Genomic DNA, 15638 nt, shown 5'->3' on the forward strand with positions numbered 1-15638 from the left:
CCACGTGATCCGGTGTCCGAAGGAGCTTGCCGTGACCGCACGAGAAGACGAGCAGAACGGACAGGACACCGTCCCTCCCGTCACCGCGCACAGTATCGAGACGGTGGCCGGAACCCCCGACGTACACGACGCCACCTCGCTCCTGAGCTGCGCGGCCTGGACGGACGCCTCCTTCCGTGCCGACGTGATCAGGGAACGGGTGGAGAATCCCCACCGCGCCCCGGCCCGAGAACCCGGCCTGGAGGCCGACGTGGTCGTCGAGGAGTGCAGGAGGGCCCGCGACGTCCGGGCCGCCGCGGGGGCCTGCTTCCTCGGCGCCACCCTCGTCCTCGCGCCGTTCAACCTCACCGTCTCCCTCATCGCCCTCCTCCTGACCGCCCTGCTGGGCCTCGGGGCGCGGCCCCGTCCCACACGCGGTGACGGTCGGGCCCGGGGGAACGTCCTCCCCTGGCTGGTCGGCACCGCCGTCATCTGCTTCACCTGGGTCTACCTCTTCGGCCTTCCGGACACACCGTTCATGGGAGCCGGGGACGGGGTCCGGACCGGAGGGCATGGCCAACCGAGCGGCTTCGCCCCGGGCACGGGTGAGGGCGAAGCGGGGAGTCTGCTCTCCTTCGGCCCGGCCCTGCTGATACTGCTCGTCGTCACCGTGGGCATCGGCTACTGGGTGCGGGCGAGGACCAACAGCACGCTCGGCTCCATCCGGGAACACGCGGAGAGGCCTGGGAGGAGCAGCGGTGTCGGCACCGTGCCGGTGGCCTTCTACAACGGCTCCAGGCCCTTCGTGGGAGCCGGTGTGCACTACGGCTCCTGGCCGGTGACGCTCGAACTCCTCCCTCCCGGCAAGGACCGGCCCCGGACACCGGAAGGACCGGACGGAGAAGCGGCCACGGTGACGGCCCCCTCCTCGGATCCGGGCGAACAGCCCGGTGACGACCCCGCCAAGAAGGTCCCGTCCATGACCGGTACCGCCCTGGTCGAGCACCTCTACGCCAAACTGCGCACGGAGATACCCGGACTCACCGACACCGGTGGAGCGCCGGGCGCCACCCGGCACGAGGTCGAGGTGGCCGACTGTGTCTTCCTCCCCGGCCTGCGGCAGGACGGGATAACGGACCTGGCCCCGGCGCTGGTCGACGCGGACCGGCGGACGCTGCGCGAGGAGTGGGTCAGCGGGCTCATCGGCGCCTTCCACGAGCGGGCCCGGCACTTCCTGGAGATCGGGATCGGCATGTGGGAGGGCCAGGTCGTGGTGACGGTCTTCGTCCGGCTGTCCGTCCAGGGCGGTCTGCTGCACATCGAGGGCGAGACCATGGTCATGCCCCCGGTCTCCCACGCCTACCGGATCCCCTCCGGCCCGCTTCCCACGGACATGGAGCCGGGGGACATGCCGCAGCTGCTCTGGGAGTCCTTTCTCGGCGTCGTGGACGACCTGCGGACCAACCCCGCCGAAGCCGTGGCCTGGCTCCGGTCCGTGCACGCCGTCGACAGGAACCGCAGAAGGTACGACTGGGCCCAGGAGCACGGGGAGTTCTTCGACCACTCCCCCCGAATGGGGGTCCGGGAGCGCTCGGCCACACGCGGGCTCCATCAGCTGTTCCAGTCGCACGACGTCCGCCGTGTCGCCAGGGGTGTCCAGGAGAGGGTGCTGTCCTGCGTGCTGGACGTGCTCGAGGAGACCGGCTACGCCACCGAACAGGCCGCCCACGTCATCCAGAACATCAACACCAGCTACAACAGCCAGGTGTTCGGGGGACAGCAGAACATCACCGGCCCGAACGCCAACGTCACCGGAACCACCTTCGACTCCCCGGGGCACGGGATGCCCGGCGCCGAGGGCACGGGCATGAGGGCGAGGACGGGAAAGTGAACGGCGGTACGGGCGGCGGCCACCACAGCCAGGTGTTCGGGGGACAGCAGAACATCACCGGCCCGAACGCCAACGTCACCGGAACCACCTTCAACTGGAGCCCCTCCGTACCCGCACCGCCCCCGGCCGCCCGCACCGACCTCCGGGAACGCACGCAGGGCGGGCGCGGCGCGGTGGCGGACGCGGTGGTGATCACGGCGCTCGCCGCCGAGTACGCGGCGGTGGACAGGCACCTGTCCGAGCCGTTCGGTGAGGTGAACGCACGCGGGACGCTGTTCCGCACCGGCACCCTGCTCGGCTCCCACGGGACCCGCCGGGTCGCCCTGGCCGAGGTCGGTCCGGGCAACGTCGACACGGGCGTCCACGTGGAGAGGGCGCTCACGACCTTCGACCCCGGAGTACTCCTGTTCGTCGGGGTCGCCGGCGGGCTCAAGAAGGACGTGCGCCTCGGCGACGTCGTGGTCGCCGACGCGATCTACGACTACGAGACGGGCAAGGACGGCGAGGAGGACTTCCGTCCCCGGGCCAAGACCGCGGCCCCCTCCCACGACGCCGTGCAGCGGGCCAGGGAGGTGGCCGCACGCGGCGAGTGGCGGCGGCGGGCGCTGTCCAGTCCGCTGCCGGACGCGCCCCGCGCCTTCGTCAAGCCGATCGCGGCGGGCAGCACGGTCGTGGGCCACGAGCGCTCGCGCACCGCCGAGCGCCTGCGGCGCTACTGCGGGGACGCGCTCGCGGTGGAGATGGAGGGCTACGGGTTCCTGCGCGGCGCCTACCTGTCCTTCGGCACCCACGCCCTCGTGGTCCGGGGCGTCTCGGACATGCTCAGTGACAAGACCGAGGGCTCCGACGGCCTGTGGCAGCCCATCGCCGCCGCGCACGCGGCCGCCTTCGCCTGTGAGTTCCTGGACCTGTTCTGCCCCGGGGAGTGACCCCGGGGAAGGGGTGGTGGAACCGGCCGGCCCCTCCGGTTCGTCCGAATGGGCCGGCCGGGGTCATCGCGGGGTCGGGCCGGGGTGCCGGTCGGGGCGGCACCCCGGGTCGGGGAAACCGGTCGCCGAGCCCGGTTACGGCGTCACCCGGCTGCCGCCGAAGGTCACGACGAGCCGGCCGTCCGAGGCGAAGGACCAGCCCAGGGAACCGTCGTAGGAGGAGCACCGGGACCCGTTGGAGCCGGACCAGAACTGGTTCGAGCCGTCGGCGTCGCCGATGGCCCTGTCGGTCGACCCGCTGTCGCACGAGGTGTTGTTCCGGAACACCGAGGAGCCGCCGTCGAAGTTGAAGTTGCGCTCCTCGTTGCCGATGCTGACGTTGTCGGAGACCGTCATCGAGCCGAGGTTCCTGTTGTAGGTGAACCCGTGCTTGCCGTTGTCGTAGGCGATGTTGTGCCTGATGACGTGGTCGACCCCGATGTCCTCGCCGCCGAGCTTGTAGCCGTTGCGGTCGCCGCTCCCCGCCTGGGAGCCGTCACTGAGGGTGCCGTTCTCGTAGGCGAGGGAGTGCTCGATGGTCACGGCGCCGATGGGACCGGTCTCGGTCTTGGTGTAGAGGTCCCAGCCGTCGTCGATGTTGTTGTGGGCCACGGTGTGGCGGAAGACGTTCCCAGGGCCGGAGGTGAGCTTGGCGGCGAAGCCGTCGGCGTCCTCTCCGTCGGAGTCGGCGTTGTCGTGCGACTCCGTGCTCAGGATGAGGTTGTGGGACGGCCACTCGCTTTCGGGGGTGCTGGAGGAGCGCCGCGAGATCTGCAGCCCCGTGTCGCGGTTGAAGCGCGTCACCGTGCGCTCGATGACGTTGTGGCTGCCGCCGACGAAGATGCCGTTGTCTCCGGCGTGCTCGACGATGACGCCGTGGATGTGCCAGTGGTCGCCGTTCACGGCGAGCCCGCGGTTGGAGGAGTCCTCGCTCTGGGCCGAGAAGTTCAGCACCGGGGTCTCGCCCGGGTAGGCGGACAGCTCCGTGCGGTCGCCCGAGGTGCCGTCGTTGCCCTGCGGGATGGTGACCGTGTCCGAGAACCGGTAGGTCCCGCCGCGCAGGTAGATCGTCCCGCCGGGGGTGATGCGGTCGATCGCGGAGGTGAGCGTCGTCGGGTCCGACTCCGTCCCGTCCGCGCCCGCGCTGCCGCCCGGCGCCACGTACAGCGTGGAGTCCGACGGCGGCGGCGTGGTGTCGCCGCCGTCCGTCTCGACGTCGAGGTGGTCGATGTTGGGCAGGCCGTTGCCGCTGGTGGGGTCGAGCCGGACGGTGTTGCCGCCCGAGCGCAGCGGCACCGTGAGCGCCTTCGTCGTCCACCTGTCCCACGCGCCGGTGCCCTCGAACGAGGCCGACGTGACCGTCGAGCCGTTCACCTCGACGTCCGCGGGCCGTGCGGTGCCGGTGCCGTTGGCGAAGCGGACCGTCAGCGTCGCCGTGCCCGAAGCGGGGGCGTTCACGACGAACTGCGCGTAGGCGCCGTCCTGGTTGGTGCCGTTGCAGAATCCGCTGCCGGAGTAGCCGGACCAGTCGGAGTCGATGGTGCCGGTACAGACCGCCGGGGAGCTCTCGGCCTCGTAGCGGGTGGTCTCGGCCTGCGCCGCGCCGGCGGACAGGGCGACGAGCGTGCCTGCCAGCAGGCTGACGGACGCCATGACGGGTCTCAGTTGCATTGTGCGTCTCCGAGTGGGGTCGGGGGGTGGGTGAAGGGGTCGGTCGGCGCCGGGAGAGCGGCGTGGGGGGTTGACCCCTTCCTGTCGCGGTCGCCGGGTGCGACGACGTGATCGGCCCGAGGGCATGCGCGGGTCGGATCGCCGGATGTGGCACCCAGCACTGGAAAGCGCTTTCTTGAGAGGAAGGTAAACGCTTGCCAACAGGGAGTCAACGGGGTTGTGCCTGATTCCCACGCGTGTTATGCGCAGGAGGAAACACGTGGTCAGGGGCGATGAGGGGGCTCGGAATCTTCGCTATGGGGAATGGCGTCCCAGATGGAACGCACTGCACCATCAGGGGCGGGAACCGGCGGGAAGGGCTGGAGGGGCGGCACCTCCCGCAAGCGCGTTCAGGGAATGGCACAAGTGTCCGCACCACCGTTTGGTCACCGGGAAAGCGGGGCATTCCTATGCCTCTGCCTGGGCCGATACCTCCGACGACAGAGTCCGGGCGCGCCGGCCCGAAAGTAGGACGGGATCACCGGTCAGCCGTACGGAGCCGTCCTTCCTCACGAGAGGACCCTCGTGGAAGCCCTCCACGGACAAGGCGCCCGAATCCTCAAACCCTCCAGGGAAAGCCCTTCCCCACTGCATGGACCACGTCCGCGCCTTCACCGCTTCGCCGCAGGTCGTCCCGGTCACCGCATCAGGGGAAGGCCTCCGCCAACTCGTCCTCCAGAGCTCCGATGTATCCATCCGCTCCGGTCCTCCACTGGTCGGGGTTCTGCACGAGCTCACCGTCGATCAACAGCGAGTCGTCGATGTCCTCCTTGGAGAAGGGAACACTCTCATCCTCGGCCAGCCACCGAGCAGCCTGTACCAGGACAAGATCATGCATATGTGCACGTGGAGACGAATGCAGGACGATCTCGTGTGGTGCTTCCTCGAAGTCCTGGAGGGGTTCATCCGCGTAGTCACCCACCCCGGGGGCACTACGCCAGGGCTCGGGCAAAAACGGTTTCACCCCGTTGGCCTCACTCCCGTAGACGAACAGGAATCCGCCGCTCAGCCCTTCGTTGAGCATCCGCGCGATCGGATCATCCGGTCCTCCGGGAACCGTGTGCTCGTGAACCGCATGGACCCTAGGCGCAGATGCGTCCTGCCAGGACTCCTCCCAGAAGGGGTCTCCCGTATTGCCGTCGAGCATCGCGGCGTGAGAAGAACCGTCCTCCACACACGCATAAGCCACCAACAACTGGATCCCTGCGGACGCGAGATCAACGTCGTCCACGCTCCCCGAGGAGCACGTCCCGGCCAGGTCGCGTTCCCAGACCACATCGCTGTCGGCGAGGCTTCGGGCGACCAGCACGCCTTCTGACTCGGCTGTCACCCACACCTCGCGCATCAGGTGCGTCTCTCCGGGCACCGTTTCGCCCCAGCCGGTGGAGGATTCGATAACCCTGCCGTTGCTCACGTCCAGCAGCATGGTTCGGTTCCGGGGCAGGGGGCCAAGGTCGGCTCCGTGCCTCAACAGGACGTTCTTTCCGTTCACCCCAACGGATACGTCGTGTACGGGACCAGACGTCTCCAGATGCCACGCCTCGGCCACGGGGTCCACATCGAACGAGGCCACTCCATCCTCGAACAGCGCCAGCACGCCGGAAGCAGTGGGCACCAATCCGCTGACGGGACCTCGGGAGTCGTCCTCCAAGAACTCCTCCACAGCGGCCACCTCGTCCATGGTGAACGGCCCGCGCGCATCATCGGCGATTTCTTTGTCGGTCACCGTAGCGTCCGAAGTGGTGCACCCTGCCACCAAGAGCACCACAGCAGCCGCAACAGTGACCATGCGCATTTTGTGTCCCGTCCAGCCCTGACCAGAACCCGGAGATTCCTTGGATCCCATACTCATCCTCAGTCCTCCAGTCGGTTCTCGTAGAGATCCGGGCTGTAGCGCTCCATAAAGTTTCGGACGTAGGCGTCCACACGTCCATCGTTGCCGGAAGCGGTGTCCGCGATGACTTCTTCCACAAAGGACATGTAACCGCTGGCCCCGGTACCCCAATCCGCTGTCGTTGCGGGAAGCCTCATAGTGCCGTCGGGCTCCTCGATGAGGAGCCCTTCCTCTTCCAGAGCCTCCATATCAATCATGTCCATACCGACCATGACGTCGAGCAACTGGAGGTTCGCATGGTCACGAATCTCAGCGTCATTCGTCATGAACCGCTGGTCGAGGTCATCGATGTACTCGAAGTCAACGTTCTCTTCGACCAGGTCCCCGACATAGTCCTTCAAGGGCTGCTCGAGGATCTTAAGAATCACTTCCGTGCCGATACCCACGGGAGTGGCCTTGTCTCCGCCCAGGCCGACAGCGACTGCCGTGAAGACATTGTATCCCGCCTGCCATTGGTTGTTGGCGGACTTCCGCGCCTCCTCGACAGTCTGCTCCCGGTCGACGTACTCCTGGATAAGCGCATCGTCGAGGGTGGTCCGCAGAGCTGCGGCAGCCTGGCCACCAACGTTGTCACCCACGTCCGGGTGGGACAGGAACGCCTCGATGATCCTACGTTCCTGAGATTCGATGGAAGCTATGATGTTCGGTGACAGATCTTCGTTGGCAACAAGGAGTTGGAGAAAGTCCTGTTGCATATCCTGCGGAATCAACAAGGCTTTATCGCCGTTCTCGTGGAACAGATGGAGATCTCCACGCTGACCGCCCACCTCCCTGTATCCACTCTCATCAGTATCGATGGAGAAATCATCCAGATAAGACAAGTAGGTTGAACTCAGGCCTTCGGCAAGTTTAGGATTAACCTCGGTAACAGCGAGTGGATAGTCCCCACCCCCCTTTTCTCCGGTATCCCGGAAAGGATTGTTACCTTCACCGTCCTCCGCAGTGAGAATTTCGATAAGTGCGTGGGCCGCGTTCCCGGCTTGCTCTTGCTCCTCAGAAGTTCCGTTTGCCCTGTACTCTGCGATCCAGTCGGTGATACCGCTGATCGCGGCACCATCGCCCTCCCAGTCATGGGCGTAGAAGGTTTCCAGGATCTTTTCCGGGGTGAGGTCCCCGTGGCTCTCGTGGTGCTGGTAGGTGTTCCCCTCGAAGTCCTCACCCGTAAGGATGATGTTGTTGGCCTCGTTGTTGCGGCTAGCGATCTCGATGACTTTCTGGAATTGCTCGTCACCAGGCTCGCCCGGGGCGAAGTAGGGGACCTCCAAGGTGGAGGCGACGGTGCCCATGAGCGCGGTCGAGAACTCCGTCCCGCCTCGAACCCCGGGGCCGGCGCTGTCGAGGAACGTACTCAGCGTCGTGAAGGGTTTGCCCCAGTCGCTGTGGGCACTCATGAAGCCGGGAAGTTCCGAGTCGTGGTTGAGGCTGTTGACATCGGGGAAGTCGGGGACGTCCAGAACGTCTCGCACGTCCTGCGGCAACTGGCCGACTCCGCCACCGATGTCCTCGTCGGAGAGGATGAGCATCGAGTTGGCGAGGTGTCGGTTGATGTCCTCCCGGAGCGAGTCGCTGACGTGCTCGCTGCTGTTCACCTGCTCCATGAACTGGAGGAAACCCGGGTTGTCGCCATCGATCTCACCGAGGTCGCCGAAGAGGGTCTCCAGGAACTCGACCTCTCCGCCCAGCAGCTTCTCGCCGTTCCGCTGAGCCAGCAGCCCACGCGACACCACGGCGGAGATCAGCGCGAGGTACTCGGGGTTGTTCTCCAACGCGTCGATACTGACCTCGTTGCCGTTGAGGACCGCTTCGCCGATATGGGTGGCGATGACCTCGGCCTGGCCCTCGTCGACGTGGTAGTACTCGAAGTCCCCCGTCGTGTAGAACCCGATGTTCTCGTTGACCCCGAAGTGCCCCCATCTGCGAGGGCCCGGATGTTCTCCGGGGTGGGGCCCTCCTTCAGCATCTCCTGGGACTCGTCGCACCTGGTCTCCAGGTCCTGCCACGCCTCCTCGGCCTGGAGGTTGTGCCTGTCGATGATGAAGTTCACGACGGCGAGGTTCTCCGGGTCGCTCGAGTTCGCAAGCGCCGTGGAGAGCTTCTCCTTGATCTCCTCGATCTTGTCCTCGTACCACTTGACGTCGGTACTGATCTTGTCGAGGACGCCGTAGGCATGGACGCAGGCCAGCATCGAACTGCTCCAGGCGAACTGGTTCTCGTTCGCGGCGCTTCTGAGGCTTTCGCCGATCAGATCGGAGAACTCGAAACCCACGTGGGTGGTGATCGTGTTGTAATCGCCGGAACGGCCACTGATCAGAGAGTGGAGATCAGCGAAGGTTTCTCTGGCGGAGGCGACAGCACCACGGTCGATGTCACATTCGGTGTAGCTGAGCGCAGACAAAATCGGGCTCCCGGGGAACGCTGCAGGGGAAGGGGAGTCAGTAGAACTGGGCTCCGTTGATGGGGATGTTGTACTCTTCCGACGACTCCAGGTCCGTCACAGCGGCCTCGTAGGATCCTGCCTGGATGTTCTCCGCGAGAGTCCTCGCGTGATCGCGGACATCGAACATGTGATGCTCGTGATCCGTCCCGAAGGTGTTCCAACCGGTCACACCGGGAGCGCCGCTGGCCGCGCTTTTCGCGGCCTGGACCGCTTCCTCGAAGTCGGTCGGCAGATCCCGGAGCCGTGCTGCTGCTTCAGCCGACGCCGTTCCGCCCGCGTAGGCGTCGTCAACGTTCACACCTGTGCTGTCCGACATGGCGTCACCCACTTCCTTCCTCTGACCTGCCGATACGTTCTGGGGAACCGAAAGTATCTGCGGTGTTCACCCGATTACCGAAACTTACGATATCGAGGCGTGAGGACACGCATGATGGGTGGTCCCCTGCCAGCTGGGACGACGTTCCAGGCGTGGCCGGAAACGGCCACGGCACGGGAGAGGGCGGGCCGCTGCCTACGCGGGCCGCTCCCGCGAGCCGCTTCACCCGGCGGCGCGTGGGGCGGGGACCTGCGACCGCCCCGGAACCTCCCCTGGCCGGCCCGAAGCCTCCACCTCTCCGGTGGCCGCCGGGGACGCGCCCCCGCGCGGGTCCACCACCGCCCAGACGGTGATCGGGTGCCCCGGCACCCCGAACCAGCCCCACCCCGCGGCCAGGCGGTCGACCAGGCGCAACCCGAAGCCGGCGCCCACCTCCGGGACGGTGGGCACCGCGCCCGGGAGGACGCCGTCGTCGGTCACGGCGATCCAGAACATGCCCTTGTGGCGCTCCATCTCCATGCGGACTCGACCACAGGGGCCACCGGAGGCCGTGTGGCGCAGGGCGTTCGTGTGCAGCTCGGACGCCACCGCGATGAGGGGATAGGCCCGGTCGTAACCGAGCCTGGTGCCGTGCCAGCACCACAGCCGGGCGGAGGCCACCTGCTGCGGCAGCGACCCCCAGCTCACCATGCGGACGCCCGGAACCCCGGACGGAATCCTTTTGGGGAGTTCCGCACGCCACCGCCCCCGGCCCACGCCGCCACCGTCCCACATCGCTTCCACACCCCTTGACCCGCGCTTCTCCGTCGCCGACCAGCTTGGCCGCAGGCCGCCCCCTTGGCCTCCTCCAATGGAGTTTCCGCGAAAGCCCATTCACACCGATGGAGTTCCTGCGAAACTCCATCGTGTGAAAGAAAAGAACGGTAGTACCTTTTTGTCCATTTCTGGTGTGCGAATATCAGGCATGGCGAAGGTGAGCACCGACATCAAGGAGCGCTGGGGCCGCGTCCTCCAGCAGCGGCGCGAGGCCCGCGGGATGACCCAGGAGACGCTGGGCCGCGCCCTCGGGGTGAAGGGCACGGCGGTGTCCAACCTGGAGCGCGGCCGGACCACCCCGGCGCCGGACGTGCTGGCGTCCCTGGACAGGGCCCTGGAGACCGGCGACGAGCTGGCCCAGCTGTGGGAGGACCTCGTCAAGGAGGGCAAGATCCCGTGGCTGGGCCAGATGGAGGAGCTGGAGAAGAAGGCGGCCTCCATCCTGGAGTTCCACCCGTTCCTGGTGCCCTCGCTGCTCCAGACGGCGGACTACGCCACCGCGGTCATGCGCGCCGTCACCCCGTGGGAACCGCAGGCGAGGACCGAGGCCAGCGTGCGCGAGCGCATCGCGCGCGGCGAGCGCTTCCAGAGCGCGGACACCCCGGTGATGATGGTGGTTCTCGGCCGCGCGGTCCTGACCGAGCCGATCGACCACGGGCCCATCATGCGCGCACAGCTGGAGCACGTCCACGCTCTCGCGGCGCGTGAGCGGATAACCTTGCAGATCACGGAAGAACCACTACATCCCGGACTGGTCGGACCGTTCACGGTGCTCGACCCTCCTCCGGAACGGGAGCTCGTCTACGCGGAGTCGGCCCACAAGGGCCAGTTCATCCACGACCCCGACGCCGTGGGAGAGTTCAAGCTGAGGTTCCACCGCCTGCAGGCAGCGGCGATGCCACCGGGCCGGTCGCTGCGGCTGGTCGAAGAGACGATTGAGGGATTTGCGCCATGAGTGACGCCCAGTGGCACAAGAGCAGCTACAGCGGGGGCTCGCACCAGAACTGCGTGGAGGTCGCCGAGGGCCCCGAGCACACCCTGGTCCGCGACACCCGGCACCGCGACCACGGCCACCTCGCCTTCGGAGGCCCCGCCTGGTCCGACTTCCTGTCCTCCGTCAAGAGCGACGGCTGACCTCACCGGCCGTGCCCCTGTTCCCCGTGACGGGAGCAGGGGTATTTTTGTTTTCTATGCCCGGATAGAGGCTTTTGTGTTTTAAGCGGAAAAGATTCTCCCGAGCCGCACCACCTGGGAGAACGCACCTATGCAGAATTTTTTCCGCATTACTTCGCGGTAGCAGCGCCACCCACACCCGCAATGCCTTACGCTTTTTGCCAAAACCACGAATGACCCCGCGACGGTTGAACGCCGTCCGGGGTCGTGGCCAGCAACTCACACCTTCTAACCAAAGGACTTGCCAGCATGCGCCAGTTTAGCGCTGCCCTCCTCAGCCGTGCCCTCGGCCCGCTGAGCGCCTTCTTCTCCTCCCCCCGCGGACGCCACTCCACCGTGGCCGGTCGCCGCCGCCGCTCCACGCGCGTGCGCCGCTACGCTCCCCCGCCGCTTCCCGCGCTCCCCGCGCCCGCACCGCGCCTGGCGCCCCCGCGAGAGGTCGTCCCGGCCGAGGACGTCGCCCTGGTCCGGCCCTACTACAGCGCCCACGAGCGCCTCCGCGAAGCCGGCACCCGGATCCCCGGACCCCGCGGGTCCACCCCGGAGGCCGCACCGGACGAGGTCGCGCGCGAGTTCGCCCGGGTCCAGGAGCGCGCCGCCGCCATCCTCCGGCGGTGGACCGCCGACCCTGACGGTGACCTGCTCTCCGGTCCCGCGCCCCGGTTCGGGGTGGTCAGGTCCCCAGGACCCACCGCGAACGGCGAGTGGGACGAGCTGGCCGCCCTGACCCGCACCTGGCTCGGCCGGCGGCAGGGCCGGGGCCAGGGGGTCCCCGCATGAGCGGCCCCGTGCGCTGGGAGCACCGCGTCTACTCCGGGAGCCTCCGCGAACTCGCCCAGGTCAGGGACGACCTGGCCGCCGACCTCGCCGGATTCGACCCCGACCTGGTCGCCACCCTCCAGCTGTGCCTGTCGGAGCTGTTCGCCAACGCCGTCAAGTACACCGACTCCGGCACCGAGTACGGCGAGGTCGTGCGCACCCTGTCCCTGACCGGACCCGCCACCCTCCGTGTCTCGGTCAGCGACTCCGGCGGCGGTGGCGGCCTCCCGCGCATCCCGGTCGAGCGCGACGCCGACGCGTGGGACTGGGCGGAGGGCCGGCGCGGCCTGCTCCTGGTCCAGAACCTGTCCCGCGCCTGGGGCCACCACCCGCTCGTCCCGTGGGGCGACCTGGGCACCAACGTGTGGGCCGAGTTCGCCGTGGACCCGGCCGCCGTCCCGCGGGGCCTGTGCCCCTACGTCTTCACCCGCTGACCCACCGGTCCGCGCTTCCTACATGGTCGAGTCCCTGCTCGACGGAGACAGAGCAGGGACTCGACCACGGGTCATCACTTCCCGTAGTGATAGCGGCAGGCGGCGATGCGGATCTCGTCCTCGCTGATCTTGTACACCAACCGGTGCTCGTCGGTGATGCGACGGGACCAGTAGTCATGGAGACCATGCCGCAGGGGTTCGGGCTTGCCCATGCCGTCGTTTCCGTTGCGGTCGATGTCCTTGATCAGAGCGTTGACGCGCTTGAGGATCCTGCGGTCCTGGCCCTGCCACCAGACGTAGTCCTCCCGGGCTCCCTGCGCCCAGACCAGTTTCATTCGGCCAGGCCCCGTTCGATCCCCTGGTCGGACTCCAGCTCCTCGATCGCGGTCACCAGGCGCCGTGCGTTCTCAGGGCTACGAAGGAGGTAGGCGGTCTCCCTGAGAGTCTCGTACTCCGACAGCGCCATCATGACCACCGGTTCGTGCCCGGCTCTGGTGATCACCACTTCCTCGCGGTCGTTGACGACGGAGTCGAGCGTGGCCGCGTAGTTGGCACGGGACTCCGAGTAGCTCATCGTCTTCACTCTGGCCTCCCGGCGCTGTAACCTGCAAGGAAACTCATTGTACAGGATTACGTACGCGTCCAGCGGGAAGCTGCGGGTTCCAGACCGCTGGGACATACCTGGAGGACCTGATGTCCGTGGGAACCTGCGACTGGCAGAGCGACTTCGCACGCGAGTACGTCGGCACCGGCCGCGAGGAGGGCCGCGGGCAAGGCCTCGCCCAGAGCGTGGTCCCGTTCCTCGACGCCCGGGGCTTCGAGGTCTCCGACGAGGTCCGCCGACGCGTCGAATCCTGCGATGACCTCGACACCCTCCAGACGTGGGTCCACAGGGCGGCCAAGGTCGACGGCCCCGAGGAACTCCTCGGCTGACGTCGGTCACCGGCGACCGCGCGGGGGTGGGAATCGGCCGCTTCCCACCCCCGCGCACGTGTCCGTCCGAGTCCGCTACATCGCCAGCGGGGACTCCACCGGCAAGGACGTGTCCGTGGCCAGGTCCAGGGCCGACGGCGGCAGGCCCGCGGCCACGACCTCCGAGCCCAGGGCGGCGATCATCGCGCCGTTGTCCGTGCACAGCCGCGGGCGCGGGACGCGCAGCTCCACGCCCGCCTCCCGGCAGCGCTGCTCGGCGAGCGCGCGCAGCGCCGAGTTCGCCGCCACGCCGCCGCTGATGACCAGCGTGCTCACCCCGTGCTCCACGCAGGCGTCCACGGCCTTGCGGGTGAGCACGTCCACCACCGACTCCTGGAAGGCGGCGGCGATGTCGGCGACGACCAGGGGCTCTCCCCTGCGGTCGGCGTCCTCCACGTGGCGGGCCACGGCGGTCTTGAGCCCCGAGAACGAGAAGTCGTAGGTGCCGTCACCCCACTTGCCGCGCGGGAACCGGAGGGCCCGGGGGTCGCCCTTCCGGGCCGCCTTGTCGATGGGCGGCCCGCCCGGGTAGGGCAGCTCCAGCAGGCGCGCCACCTTGTCGTAGGCCTCGCCGGCGGCGTCGTCCACGGTGTCGCCGAGGGAGACCACGTCGGTGGCCAGGTCGTTGACCAGCAGCAGCGAGGTGTGGCCGCCCGAGACCAGCAGGGCGATCGCGGGCTTGGGCAGCGGCCCGTGCTCCAGCTGGTCCACGGCCACGTGGCCCACCAGGTGGTTCACGCCGTAGAGCGGTGTGCCCAGGGCCATGGCGTAGGCCTTCGCGGCGGAGACGCCCACGAGCAGGGCTCCCGCCAGGCCCGGCCCGGCGGTCACCGCGATCGCGTCCACGTCCGACAGCTTCGCCCCGGCCTGGTCCAGCGCCCGCCGGACGGTCGGGGTCATCGCCTCCAGGTGCGCGCGGCTGGCCACCTCGGGCACCACGCCGCCGAAGCGCACGTGCTGGTCGACGCTGGAGGCGACGGAGTCCCCGAGCAGCTCGCAGCCGCGCACCAGGGCCACGCCGGTCTCGTCGCAGGACGTCTCGATCCCCATGACCAGGGGCAGGTCACGCTCACTCATGGCTTCCCTCCCCGGCGACGCGCCGCATGACGAGCGCGTCCGCCCCGTTGTAGTAGCCGCGCCGCACACCGATCTGCACGAAGCCGAACCGTTCGTAGAGCCTCTGGGCGCGCGGGTTGTCCGAGCGCACCTCCAGGAACATGTGGGTGACGCCGCGCCGCCCGGCCTGGTCGAGCAGGGCGGTGAGCAGCGCGGTGCCCACGCCCCTGCCCCAGACCTGCTCGGAGACGGCCATGGTCTGCACGTCGCCCTCGGGCGGGATGGACCGCAGTCCGGCGTAGCCCACGATCGCGTCGCCGGACTCGGCCACCACGTAGTGGCGGGTGGGTTCGGCCAGCTCGCCGCGGAGCATGCCCTCGCTCCAGGAGTCGAGCGGGAACAGGGCGCGTTCGAGGGTCATGACGGCCGGGACGTCGGCGTCGGTCATCTCGCGCAGGCGCACACCGGTCACGCCGGTCGTTTCGGTCACTTCACCCACTGGCGTACCTTCTTCGGGGCACCGGGCTCCACCGCGTCCGGACGGCGCAGGTAGAGCGGGTTGGGCTCGGGCAGTTCCTCGCCCCGGCGCAGGCGCAGCAGGGCGAGCTCGGCCATGGCGGCGGCGTCCGGGTGGAGCGGGTCCACGGGGCCCGGACCGGCGTCGAGCACGTCGGCGTACATGCGGGCGCCGTCGCCGACCAGCGGCAGGCCGCCGGTGTCCAGCTCGGCGGGCCGGTCGACGCGCACCTCGCCCACGCGGGTGAGGTGGTCGTCGTAGCGCGCCCAGAACACCTCCTTGCGGCGGGCGTCGGTCATGGCGACGAAGGGCTCGGTGCGCCCGGTGGCGAAGGCCAGGGCGTCCAGGGTGGCGACCCCGTGGCAGGGGATGCCCAGGGCCTCGGCCAGGGCGTGCGCGGTGGCCAGCCCGACCCGCAGGCCGGTGTAGGGGCCGGGGCCGATGCCGACGGCGACGTGGTCGAGGTCGGCCAGGGCGACCCCGGCCTCCTCGGCGATCCGCGCGATCGTGGGGCTGAGCAGTTCGCCGTGGCGGCGCGCGTCCACGGAACCGGCGCCGGCGCGCAGGGTGAAGGCCCCGTCGGGGCCGCTCTCGCCGATGGCGGCGGTGACCGCGGGAGTGGCGGTGTCGAAGGCCAGGAGCAGCACGGGTAGCCG

Annotated in this window: 18 protein-coding genes; 7 read left to right on the plus strand and 11 right to left on the minus strand. The window is 68.5% G+C overall.

The window, feature by feature from the left end:
• Window positions 1-31: 31 nt before the first annotated feature.
• On the plus strand, window positions 32-1870 hold the full coding sequence (locus A6A08_RS06165) for a hypothetical protein (RefSeq protein ID WP_073701558.1): 1839 nt from the start codon (window positions 32-34) through the stop codon (window positions 1868-1870).
• Window positions 1867-2799: a 5'-methylthioadenosine/S-adenosylhomocysteine nucleosidase gene (locus A6A08_RS06170; protein ID WP_073701559.1), complete on the plus strand. Its 933-nt coding sequence runs from the start codon at window positions 1867-1869 to the stop codon at window positions 2797-2799. Before A6A08_RS06165 ends, A6A08_RS06170 begins: the two co-directional genes overlap by 4 nt.
• A gap of 135 nt (window positions 2800-2934) precedes the next feature.
• Here the strand turns inward: A6A08_RS06170 and A6A08_RS06175 are convergent, their stop codons facing one another.
• The 6 genes from A6A08_RS06175 to A6A08_RS06195 all read right to left on the minus strand — a co-directional run bounded on the left by A6A08_RS06175 (window position 2935) and on the right by A6A08_RS06195 (window position 9885).
• Window positions 2935-4509, minus strand: coding sequence for a carbohydrate-binding protein (locus tag A6A08_RS06175; RefSeq protein WP_073701560.1), 1575 nt, complete (start codon window positions 4507-4509; stop codon window positions 2935-2937).
• A 685-nt stretch (window positions 4510-5194) separates the two neighbouring features.
• The gene (locus A6A08_RS06180; RefSeq protein WP_143181679.1) at window positions 5195-6337 is read right to left on the minus strand and encodes a hypothetical protein; all 1143 of its coding nucleotides are present in this window, start codon (window positions 6335-6337) and stop codon (window positions 5195-5197) included.
• A gap of 65 nt (window positions 6338-6402) precedes the next feature.
• Window positions 6403-8208, minus strand: a complete 1806-nt coding sequence (locus tag A6A08_RS06185) for a hypothetical protein (RefSeq protein WP_143181680.1) — start codon at window positions 8206-8208, stop codon at window positions 6403-6405.
• The gene (locus A6A08_RS27415) at window positions 8178-8837 is read right to left on the minus strand and encodes a hypothetical protein (protein ID WP_143181681.1); all 660 of its coding nucleotides are present in this window, start codon (window positions 8835-8837) and stop codon (window positions 8178-8180) included. Before A6A08_RS27415 ends, A6A08_RS06185 begins: the two co-directional genes overlap by 31 nt.
• A gap of 37 nt (window positions 8838-8874) precedes the next feature.
• Entirely contained in the window at window positions 8875-9195 is a 321-nt protein-coding gene (locus A6A08_RS06190; protein ID WP_242422135.1) for a hypothetical protein, read from the minus strand.
• Window positions 9196-9417: 222 nt separating this feature from the next.
• Window positions 9418-9885: an ATP-binding protein gene (locus A6A08_RS06195; RefSeq protein WP_073701563.1), complete on the minus strand. Its 468-nt coding sequence runs from the start codon at window positions 9883-9885 to the stop codon at window positions 9418-9420.
• Window positions 9886-10159: 274 nt separating this feature from the next.
• On the opposite strand from A6A08_RS06195, the gene A6A08_RS06200 reads away from it, so the two are divergent.
• From A6A08_RS06200 to A6A08_RS06215, 4 genes are all read left to right on the plus strand, one after another.
• The gene (locus tag A6A08_RS06200; protein WP_073701564.1) at window positions 10160-10966 is read left to right on the plus strand and encodes a helix-turn-helix transcriptional regulator; all 807 of its coding nucleotides are present in this window, start codon (window positions 10160-10162) and stop codon (window positions 10964-10966) included.
• The gene (locus tag A6A08_RS06205; protein ID WP_073701565.1) at window positions 10963-11145 is read left to right on the plus strand and encodes a DUF397 domain-containing protein; all 183 of its coding nucleotides are present in this window, start codon (window positions 10963-10965) and stop codon (window positions 11143-11145) included. The genes A6A08_RS06200 and A6A08_RS06205 overlap by 4 nt, the downstream gene beginning before the upstream one ends.
• Window positions 11146-11433: 288 nt before the next feature.
• Window positions 11434-11964: a hypothetical protein gene (locus A6A08_RS06210; RefSeq protein WP_073701566.1), complete on the plus strand. Its 531-nt coding sequence runs from the start codon at window positions 11434-11436 to the stop codon at window positions 11962-11964.
• Window positions 11961-12437: an ATP-binding protein gene (locus A6A08_RS06215; RefSeq protein WP_073701567.1), complete on the plus strand. Its 477-nt coding sequence runs from the start codon at window positions 11961-11963 to the stop codon at window positions 12435-12437. Before A6A08_RS06210 ends, A6A08_RS06215 begins: the two co-directional genes overlap by 4 nt.
• Before the next feature lie 74 nt (window positions 12438-12511).
• On the opposite strand, the gene A6A08_RS06220 is transcribed toward A6A08_RS06215, so the two are convergent.
• Together A6A08_RS06220 and A6A08_RS06225 are read right to left on the minus strand one after the other, a co-directional pair.
• Window positions 12512-12772: a Txe/YoeB family addiction module toxin gene (locus A6A08_RS06220; protein WP_073701568.1), complete on the minus strand. Its 261-nt coding sequence runs from the start codon at window positions 12770-12772 to the stop codon at window positions 12512-12514.
• A complete protein-coding gene (locus A6A08_RS06225) occupies window positions 12769-13020 on the minus strand; it encodes a type II toxin-antitoxin system Phd/YefM family antitoxin (RefSeq protein WP_017563364.1) in 252 nt (83 codons plus the stop codon). The genes A6A08_RS06220 and A6A08_RS06225 overlap by 4 nt, the downstream gene beginning before the upstream one ends.
• Window positions 13021-13130: 110 nt before the next feature.
• Here A6A08_RS06225 and A6A08_RS06230 point away from each other — a divergent pair, with 110 nt between their 5' ends.
• Window positions 13131-13370, plus strand: a complete 240-nt coding sequence (locus A6A08_RS06230) for a hypothetical protein (RefSeq protein WP_073701569.1) — start codon at window positions 13131-13133, stop codon at window positions 13368-13370.
• 75 nt (window positions 13371-13445) lie between these two features.
• Here A6A08_RS06230 and tsaD read toward each other — a convergent pair whose 3' ends face one another.
• From tsaD to tsaB, 3 genes are read right to left on the minus strand one after another with little or no spacing between them, the layout of a single operon-like run.
• Window positions 13446-14486, minus strand: coding sequence for a tRNA (adenosine(37)-N6)-threonylcarbamoyltransferase complex transferase subunit TsaD (gene tsaD, locus A6A08_RS06235; protein WP_073701570.1), 1041 nt, complete (start codon window positions 14484-14486; stop codon window positions 13446-13448).
• Window positions 14479-14913 (minus strand): ribosomal protein S18-alanine N-acetyltransferase, encoded by a 435-nt coding sequence (gene rimI, locus A6A08_RS06240; RefSeq protein ID WP_199866857.1) that lies wholly within the window; start codon window positions 14911-14913, stop codon window positions 14479-14481. Before rimI ends, tsaD begins: the two co-directional genes overlap by 8 nt.
• 38 nt (window positions 14914-14951) lie before the next feature.
• Window positions 14952-15629 carry a tRNA (adenosine(37)-N6)-threonylcarbamoyltransferase complex dimerization subunit type 1 TsaB gene (tsaB, locus tag A6A08_RS06245; protein ID WP_073701572.1) on the minus strand — a complete coding sequence of 226 codons (678 nt, stop codon included), beginning with the start codon at window positions 15627-15629 and terminating at the stop codon, window positions 14952-14954.
• Window positions 15630-15638 lie beyond the last annotated feature (9 nt).

The organism is Nocardiopsis sp. TSRI0078 (assembly GCF_001905145.1).
In the GTDB taxonomy this organism is placed as follows: Bacteria; Actinomycetota; Actinomycetes; order Streptosporangiales; family Streptosporangiaceae; genus Nocardiopsis.